This is a genomic window from Lentzea aerocolonigenes (assembly GCF_000955955.1).
Classification (GTDB): Bacteria; Actinomycetota; Actinomycetes; order Mycobacteriales; family Pseudonocardiaceae; genus Lentzea; species Lentzea aerocolonigenes_A.
In genome coordinates, this window is record NZ_JYJG01000339.1 from 20,055 (window position 1) to 28,273 (window position 8,219).

Annotated in this window: 9 protein-coding genes; 3 read left to right on the forward strand and 6 right to left on the reverse strand. The window is 70.6% G+C overall.

Annotated features, from left to right (window positions below):
- Positions 1–9: 9 nt before the first annotated feature.
- From UK23_RS36355 to UK23_RS36380, 6 genes are read right to left on the reverse strand one after another with little or no spacing between them, the layout of a single operon-like run.
- Positions 10–765, reverse strand: coding sequence for an SDR family oxidoreductase (locus tag UK23_RS36355; protein ID WP_045316294.1), 756 nt, complete (start codon positions 763–765; stop codon positions 10–12).
- Complete coding sequence (locus UK23_RS36360) at positions 762–1,628, reverse strand: NAD(P)-dependent oxidoreductase (RefSeq protein ID WP_196778053.1); 867 nt, start codon at positions 1,626–1,628, stop codon at positions 762–764. The genes UK23_RS36355 and UK23_RS36360 overlap by 4 nt, the downstream gene beginning before the upstream one ends.
- Complete coding sequence (locus tag UK23_RS36365; RefSeq protein ID WP_052685381.1) at positions 1,625–2,770, reverse strand: substrate-binding domain-containing protein; 1,146 nt, start codon at positions 2,768–2,770, stop codon at positions 1,625–1,627. The genes UK23_RS36360 and UK23_RS36365 overlap by 4 nt, the downstream gene beginning before the upstream one ends.
- Positions 2,767–3,819: an ABC transporter permease gene (locus UK23_RS36370; protein ID WP_045316295.1), complete on the reverse strand. Its 1,053-nt coding sequence runs from the start codon at positions 3,817–3,819 to the stop codon at positions 2,767–2,769. The genes UK23_RS36365 and UK23_RS36370 overlap by 4 nt, the downstream gene beginning before the upstream one ends.
- Entirely contained in the window at positions 3,819–5,270 is a 1,452-nt protein-coding gene (locus UK23_RS36375) for a sugar ABC transporter ATP-binding protein (protein WP_045316296.1), read from the reverse strand. The genes UK23_RS36370 and UK23_RS36375 overlap by 1 nt, the downstream gene beginning before the upstream one ends.
- Positions 5,270–6,187 (reverse strand): SMP-30/gluconolactonase/LRE family protein, encoded by a 918-nt coding sequence (locus tag UK23_RS36380; RefSeq protein WP_196778054.1) that lies wholly within the window; start codon positions 6,185–6,187, stop codon positions 5,270–5,272. Before UK23_RS36380 ends, UK23_RS36375 begins: the two co-directional genes overlap by 1 nt.
- Positions 6,188–6,412: 225 nt before the next feature.
- Here UK23_RS36380 and UK23_RS36385 point away from each other — a divergent pair, with 225 nt between their 5' ends.
- From UK23_RS36385 to UK23_RS53175, 3 genes are all read left to right on the forward strand, one after another.
- Positions 6,413–7,339 (forward strand): hypothetical protein, encoded by a 927-nt coding sequence (locus UK23_RS36385; protein WP_156213651.1) that lies wholly within the window; start codon positions 6,413–6,415, stop codon positions 7,337–7,339.
- 100 nt (positions 7,340–7,439) lie between these two features.
- A complete protein-coding gene (locus UK23_RS36390) occupies positions 7,440–7,757 on the forward strand; it encodes a hypothetical protein (RefSeq protein ID WP_045316298.1) in 318 nt (105 codons plus the stop codon).
- A 121-nt stretch (positions 7,758–7,878) separates the two neighbouring features.
- On the forward strand, positions 7,879–8,196 hold the full coding sequence (locus UK23_RS53175; protein WP_045316299.1) for a hypothetical protein: 318 nt from the start codon (positions 7,879–7,881) through the stop codon (positions 8,194–8,196).
- The last annotated feature ends 23 nt before the right edge of the window (positions 8,197–8,219 follow it).

The following is an 8,219-nucleotide window of genomic DNA, read 5'->3' on the forward strand; positions in this document are numbered from 1 at the left end:
GCCACCACGTCAGATCACCGCCGTCAAACCGCCGTCGACGGCGACGACCTGGCCGTTGACGAAGTCCGACGCGGGCGCGCACAACCAGACCAGCGTGCCGACGAGATCCTCGACGTGAGCCCATCGTCCAGCAGGCGTGCGTCCCCTGATCCACGCGTCGAACTCCGGGTTGTCCACCAGCGGCCGGGTCAGCTCCGTCACCACGTACCCCGGCGCCAGGCCGTTGACGGTGACGCCGCGCGATGCCCACTCCGCACACATGCCCTTGGTCAGCATGGCCAGGCCGCCCTTGGACGCGGCGTACGCGGCGATGCCGGGGCGCGCGAGCCAGCTCTGCACCGAGCAGACGTTGACGATCTTGCCGTACCCGCGCTGCACCATGCCCGCCGCGAACGCGCGGCCGACGAGGAAAGCACTCGTCAGGTTCGTGTCGACGACCCGGCGGAAGTTCTCGGCCGAGACGTCCAGCATCGGTTCGCGGTGCTGCACGCCGGTGTTGTTCACGAGGATGTCGACGCGGCCGAGGCTCTGCGCCGCGGTCTCGACGGCTCGGGAGTCGGTGACGTCGAACAGGATCGCGTCCACCGGCCTGCCGACGGTCGCCGCCAGCCGGGTCGCCGCCTGCTCCAGGGCCTGCCGGTCGCGGCCGTTCAGCACGACGTCGGCGCCGGCCTCGGCGAGGCCGCGGGCCAGCGCGTAGCCGATGCCCCTGCTCGATCCGGTCACCAGTGCCCGTTTGCCGGTGAGGTCGAACAGCGCTGTCATGCCGTCTCCCGGTAGTAGTGCATCAACGCGGCGTTGTCCGCGTCGCCGTGGCCAGCGGCGACCGCCCAGCGGTGCAGCTCCGACACCGCCGAGGTGATCGGCAGCGGGATGTCGGCCGAGCGGGCGTAGTCGCGGGCGGACTCGAGGTCCTTGACCATGTTGCGCAGGCGGCCGGTCGGCGTGAGGTCGAGCTCGGCGAACTTCGTGAAGAACTCCCGCAGCACCGCGGAGTCCGCCCGGCCGCCGACGAGTGCGCCCAGCACGTGCTCGGGCTCCAACCCGGCGGCGCGCACGAGTGCCGCCGACTCGGCCAGCGCGGCGAACGTGCAGCCGACGAGCACCTGGTTGACCAGCTTCACCAGCTGGCCCGACCCGCTGGGGCCGAGGTGGGTGATGCCGGTGGCGAGCGCCCGCAGCACCGGTGTGGCGGCTTCGACGTCCTTCGCCTCGCCGCCGACCATCAACGTCAGCGTGCCGTTGAGCGCGCCGGGAGCGCCACCGGACAGCGGCGCGTCCACCCACCTGGCGCCGAGCTCACGGGCCCGTGCGGCGTACTCGCGCGTCCGGCCGGGATCGATGCTCGACATGTCGATCACCACCACCCCGTACGCGCGCTCGGCCAGCAGCCCGCGCGCGCCGAACACCGCGCGTTCCACGATCTGCGGCGAGTTCAGCGACAGGATCACCCGGCCGGCCCCGGCCACCTCGGCCGCCGTGTCCGCCGCCGCGGCGCCCTCCGCCACCAGCTCGCCGACGGCCTCGCCGCGGATGTCGTGCACCCGCACCGCGTGCCCGGTCGCGAGTAAGCGGCGGGTGATCGCGGATCCCATCACGCCGAGTCCGACGACACCGACTTCAGTCACGACTTTCCCCACACCTTCCGGTAGATCTCGCGGTAGTCCGACCGCGGGTCGAAGACCGCCCCCGGTGGCACCGAACGCTGGGTGATCAGCGCGGGCTTGGCCACGAACCCGGACGGGTCCCTGCCCGCGACCGCGCGGTTGAGCTCGTCGACGAGCTGCCAGCCGTGCAGCAGCATCGGCTCGGCGACGGTCGCCGCCTGGTAGTCGCCGGTGCGGATGCGCTGGAACTCCGCCGCGTCACCGTCACCGGCGGCGATCGAGGACGGTGGTCCCGCACCCGGTCGTCCCGCGTCGCGCAACGCGGACTTGGCCGCGCCGAAGTAGTTGCCGTTCACGCCGAGCAGGTAGCCGAGGCGGTCACCGTTGCGCTGCAACAGAGACGAGACGAGGCTCGGCATCCGCGCGTCGGCGTCGGAGATCGGCGAGTCCTCATAGGACAGAACAGTGCAACCGGAGCACAGTTCGACGTACGCGCGCATGGCCTGGGCCTTGCGAACGGCGATCTCGTACTGGGAGTCCGTCAGCACCACCACACCCGCTCGCCCACCGGACTCCGCGACCGCGTACGCCGCCGCCAGCCAGGCGACCTCGAGCGGGTCGGTGGTGACGTTGGTGAACACCCCGGCGTGCGGGATCGGGCCCGGTTCCGTGCCGGCGTGCCAGCCGACGACCGGCACGCCCGCCTGCTTGATCGTCGCCGCCTGTTCCGTGGCGTCGAACCCGCCGAGCACGATCCCGGCGGGCCGCAGGGCGATCGCCTGGTTCAACGCGTCCGCACGGCCCTGGGCGTTGCCCTTGCCGTCGAAGAGCACGACCTGCCAGCCGATCGCGGCCGCTGCCTCGCTCACGCCCTGCCCGACCGTGTTCACCCCGCCGTTGGTGAGGTCGGCGGCGACGAACGCGATGGTGCCGCCCCCGCGCACCGCGGGAGACGGCTGGGACGGCGGGGTGAACCCGTTGCGCCCGGTCAGGTTCTCCTCGACCCGTGCACGGGCGTCCGCGAGCACGTCGGTGACGCCGGGCGGGGTGAGCGGCCTGGCCGGTGAGCTCGCACCGGAACGCCTGCCCTCGAGCTCGGCCACGGTCGGGCTGGCGCAGGCGGTGACGGCGAGCACCGCCACGAGCAGAGCGACGATCTTCACTTCCCGGCCTCCGGCTCGATCTGGTGCCTTTCCGCACGGGCCAGGCGTTTGCGGCTCGCGACGCTGGCGATCGTGATCGCCGCGACCAGGGTGAGCCCGTTGAACAAGGGCTCCAGGTAGAACCGGCCGGGCAGCAGCTGCTGCAACCCCGAGATGCCGATCGTGGTGACCACGACACCGAGCAGCGTGCCCCAGGCGTTGACCCGGCCGGGGCGGATCGTGGTCGAGCCGAGGAACGCGGCGGCGAGTGCGGGCAGCAGGAAGTCCGGGCCGATGTTGGCCTGTGCCACGCCACCTTGCCGTGCCGCCAGCAGGATTCCGGCGACGGCGCACAGCACACCCGAGGCCACCATGGACCCGACGACGTACCGGCGGCGCCGGATCCCGGTGAGCTCGGCGGCGCGCGGGTTCGCGCCCACCGCGTACAGGTACCGGCCGACCGGGAGGCGCTCCAGCACCACCCACAGCGCCACCACGAGCAGCACGGCGATCACGAACGGGCCGGGCACCGGGCCGAGCGACCAGGTCGCGATCGCGTCGAAGTACGCGGCCCGCGCGCCCTCCGCGTCGACGACCTGCTTGCCGCCGGTGTACCAGTAGGTGATCGAGAAGACCACCTGCCCGGTCGCGAGGGTGGCCACGAAGGCGTCGACCTGGGCCAGCTCCACCAGCAGCGCGTTGACCAGACCGACCACCGCGCCGCCCGCGAGCACCAGCACGATCACCAGCCGGTAGTCGAAACCCTTGAGCTGCAACGACAACGCGAGCACCTGCCACAGCCCGAGCGCGAACCCGGCCGAGAGGTCGATCTTGCCCGCGATCATCGGGACGGTCACCGCGAGGGCGAGGACGAGCGGCACCGCGTTGCCGGCCGCGAGCAGCCGGAAGTTCAGGCCGGTGGCGAACGTGTCCGGCGCCAGCGCGGCGAACAACACGAACAACGCGACGGCGACCAGCACCATGCCGTACACGGTGACCAGCCGGTGCCCGGCGGAGGCGCCCCTGCGCGGTTCCAGCGCGGTCGACCGCACCGAGATGTGCGACGGCATCAGACTCCCTTGTCCGGCAACCCCGACACGGCGGCGGCCAGCGCGCTCACCGTCAACCCGTCCCCCGTGAGCGACCGCGTCACGCGGCCTCGTTCGAACACCAGCGCGCGATGGCACACCGCGGCGACCTCCTCCAGGTCGGTCGACACGACGAGAGTGCCCATGCCGCGCTGGCCTGCCTGGCGCAGCAACGCGTAGATGTCCGCCTTGGCACCGATGTCGACGCCCATGGTCGGTTCCTCCAGCACCGTCACGGCCCTGCCGACCGAGAACCAGCGCGCCAGCACCACCTTCTGCTGGTTGCCGCCGGACAACGTGTCGATCGGCGCCTCCGGATCGGCCGGGCGGACGCCGTACTCCCGCACCAGCGCGCTCGCCCGCGACCGCTCGCCGCCGGTGCCGGAGACGGAGAACAGCCGTCGTCCCCACACCTGCGGGTTGAGGAACAGGTTCTCCCGCACCGACATCCCGCTCGCGACGCCGTCGGTCTCCCGGTTCGAGGTGGTGAAACCAACCCCCGCCGCCACGGCCGCAGCGGTGTCGCGCGGCCGGAACGCCTTGCCGTCCAGGAACATCTGACCGGACGCGGGCTTCTTCTCTCCCGCGACGGCACGCCCGATCTCGTCCTGTCCCGCTCCGCGCAGCCCGACGAGACCCACGACCTCGCCGGCCCGCACCGTCAGGTCGACCGGGCCGACGTCACCGACGCACAGGTCCCGGAGGTCCAGCCGGACGGCGTGCCCGAGCGCGCCAGGAGCGGCGAACTCGGTGTCCCTGCCGACGATGAGCCGCACGAGCTCGTCCGGCGGGATGTCGCTCGCCGGCGCGTTGGCGACGACGCCGCCGTCGCGCATCACGACGACCGAGTCGGCGATCTCGTAGACCTCGTCGAGGCGGTGCGACACGTAGATCATGCCGACACCGTTGGCGCGCAAGCCTCGCAGCACGGCGAAGAGGCGTTCGACGTCCGCCTGCGGCAGGCTGGCCGTGGGTTCGTCCAGCACGAGCAGCCGCGGGTCGTTCACGACGGCACGGGCGATCGCGAGCAGCGAACGTTCGGTGCGGGGCAGGTCGAACACCCGCGCGTCCGGATCGATGCCGCCGCCGACGACCTCCAGGGTCCGCTCCGCCTGCTCACGCACCGCGCGCCAGGAGATGAACCCGTTGCGCCGCGGGAATCCCGTCACCATCGCGATGTTCTCGGCGACGGTCATCCACTCGACGAGCCCGAGGTCCTGGTGCACGAACGCGATGTCGCCGTCGACGACCACGGCGCCGGAGTCCTCGCGGTGCACCCCGGCGAGCACCTTGATCACCGTGGACTTGCCTGCGCCGTTCTCCCCGAGCAGCGCGACGATCTCGCCGCGGTTGACCATGAACGAGACGTCGTCCACAGCCCTGTTGCCGTGGAACGACTTCACCAGGTGCCGCACGCTCAGCACCGCGGTCATCAGACCGCTCCCCTGGTTCTGGTCCGGACGCGGTAGAGGCTCGTGGTGGCGGCGATGAACAGCTCGTCGCCGCCCGGTCCGCCGAAGCACACGTTGCCGACCTTCTCCGGCACCGGGATCTTGCCGAGACGGGTGCCGTCCGGTGCGTACACCTGGACCGAGTCGGCGCTGGAAGTCCAGACGTTGCCGTGCTCGTCGACCCGGAATCCGTCCGCCACACCGGGTTCGATCTCGGCGAACACCCGGCCGTTGCGGCACTCCCAGTCCTCGCCGACGTCGTAGACGCGGATGCAGTGCTGCCCGCCGCCGTCGGTGCGCAACGCGGACGAGGTGTCCGAGACGTAGAGCCGCCGTTCGTCCGGCGAGAAGGCCAGCCCGTTCGGCTCCTCCACGTCGACGACCAGCGCGGTCAGCTCACCGCCGGCGGGATCGAACCGGAACACGTAATGGGCGCCGTACTCGCGCTCGCCGGGGTGCCCCTCGTGCGGCTGGATGATCCCGTACGGCGGATCGGTGAACCAGATCGCGCCGTCGGACGCGACGACGACATCGTTGGGAGAGTTGAGCTTCGCCGACCCGAAGCGGTCGACCAGCACCGTGGTCGTGCCGTCCGGTCCGGTGCGCTCGACCGCGCGCTTGCCGTGGGAGCACGTCACGACGCGCCCCTGTCGGTCGAGCGTCCGGCCGTTGGTGAACTCGACGTCCGTGCGGTCCACCGTCACCTCGCCGCTCGCAGCCGACCAGCGCAGGATGCGATTGCCGGGGATGTCGGACCAGATGACGGCTTTCTCGCCGGGCAGCCACAGCGGCCCTTCGCTCCACGTCGCCCCGCCGCCGAGCCGCTCGGGCGCGGACCGCGGATCGATCAACTCGGTGAACCTGGGATCCTCGATGAGAACCTCCAGTGCCTCCCGCACCGGCACATCACCACCTTTCGTTCAACCTATGGAACACCGTTCAGCATTTCGAACGCAATGCGCGGATTTCGCATGTTGTTCGGGGTTCTGCGCAGGGACATCACCATGCCCGGACGCTAATGCAGCACCATGCCCGCCGCGTGGGCACGACAGAGTGATTCCGACACTTTCGGGAATCCCCGGCGACCGCCAGGCGACCTTCTCGTGACGTGCCAGGCTGGCCAGGTGATCACCCCCGCCACACGGCTGGTCGACGAGCAGACGCACGTGCTGCGCGAGGCGTTGACCACCGCCCTCCGTTCGATCATCACCGATCTTCCCCACCTGGCGGCCAAGGTCACCACGCAGGCGACGCGCTTGCGGCACACGATCTCCGAACGGGTGTTCGCCGCGATCGTCGTGGCCGCGAGAGGCGAGAACCCGAAGAAGGCGTTGCCGTTGTGCGTCGCATCCGCGCTGTGGTGGATCTCCGCCGAGTCCGACGCCCCCGGTGCGCAGTGCGGCGCGATGCTCGCGATGCGGCACCTGCAGTCGGTGCGCGCGCCGGACAACTGCAAGCTCGGGTGGTTCACCGAGATCGCCCGTTCGACGACCTCGGCGATCGAGACCAGGCTGGCCGAGCACGGCCGCCTCATCAGCGACCTCAACCGCAAGACGGTGCTGGCGAAGAACCTCGGGTTCACCGGAGCGGCCTACGCCCGGGACGCGGCGATGGCGACCCACCTGACCGACGGCGAGGCCATCGACGGATGGCGCAGGTTCGGCGCGCTCTACGGCGCGATGCGACAGCTGCACGCCGACCACGCCCGGTCCACTGTGGACCTCGACGGTCACCCTCGGCTCGTCGTGCCGCCGCTGCTGCTCGCGCACGCCTTCCGGCAGGGCAACGCCGGGATGGTCCAGGAGCTCACGCGGCTGCTGCGGTCGGTGCCCTCCGGCGACCCCGAGTGCCACGCCGTACTGCGCGACCTCCTGCGCTCACCGCGGACCGTCTCCGCCTACTCCCGGGACCTGCGCCGGCTGCACGGCAAGGCCTGCGACGTGCTCGACGGGCTCAGCTCGGCGGCCGAGCCCCGTGCGGCGCTGCGGGCCGTTCTGGACTCGACGCTCGCGCTGCCGATGCCCGGTAGCCGCGAGCTCATCGGCGCCTGACCTGCCTTCCGCAAAACCCGGAATGTGCCGCGCACGGCTTGTGATCGGCGGAGTCCACAAAGGATGGTGACCTCACATCACGCATTCGTTGGAGGTTGCCATGCGCACGAAGTTCGGCAGGACTGTGCGAACGATGGGAGTCGCGCTCGTGCTCGCCTCGGGCGCGGGGGTCGTTCTCGGGACGGCGCCGGCGAGCGCCACCGAGTACAAGTTCCTGAGCATCGTGCTCAGGTACCACGGCGACAAGTTCCCTTCGCGGACTGACGCGATCAACGAGACGCGACCGGAGGCCGACCGGCAGTGCGTGGCGGCATACGGTTTCCGGGCACGCGGGGTCGAGCCCGGCTCGTTGTTCGGCGTCCGCAACTCCCAGGGGACCAACGACTGGAAGCAGACGTGGTACTGCTACCCCAACTGATTCCGTCCGCAGATCCAGGAACGATTCCTCAAAGTTCGGAACCCGCCGCGTAAGCGTTGTTGAAATGTCTACCACTTCGTCAGGATGACGGCGCATTCAAGATCTTCTCATTGGAGGTGCTGTGCACACCAAGTTCAGCAGGACCGTGCGAACCACCGCGGTCGCACTCGTCCTGGCCGCCGGCGGCGGAATCGTGCTCGGAACGGCGCCCGCAAGCGCCGCCACCTCGACCACGATCGACTTCGAGCTCGCGTCCCGCTCCCCGCAGAAGCCCGCCTGGGACCCCTCGGTGAGGGAGACGGAGGGCGCGGCCAGCAGGCGGTGCTTCGGGGTGTACGGGTTCAGGACCCGGGACTACAAGCCGGAGGAGATCAACGGCTTCGCCCGTGGCGACGGAAGCTGGGCCTGGTTCATCAAGTGGCGTTGCTACAGCAACTAGTAGTACTTCGTCAGGTCGCGCTG

Excerpts from the sequence above, each read along its gene's own strand:
- UK23_RS36355 (WP_045316294.1), bottom strand. The coding sequence starts at position 765 with ATGACAGCGCTGTTCGACCTCACCGGCAAACGGGCACTGGTGACCGGA.
- UK23_RS36370 (WP_045316295.1), bottom strand. The coding sequence starts at position 3,819 with ATGCCGTCGCACATCTCGGTGCGGTCGACCGCGCTGGAACCGCGCAGG.
- UK23_RS36375 (WP_045316296.1), bottom strand. The coding sequence starts at position 5,270 with ATGACCGCGGTGCTGAGCGTGCGGCACCTGGTGAAGTCGTTCCACGGC.
- UK23_RS36390 (WP_045316298.1), top strand. The coding sequence starts at position 7,440 with ATGCGCACGAAGTTCGGCAGGACTGTGCGAACGATGGGAGTCGCGCTC.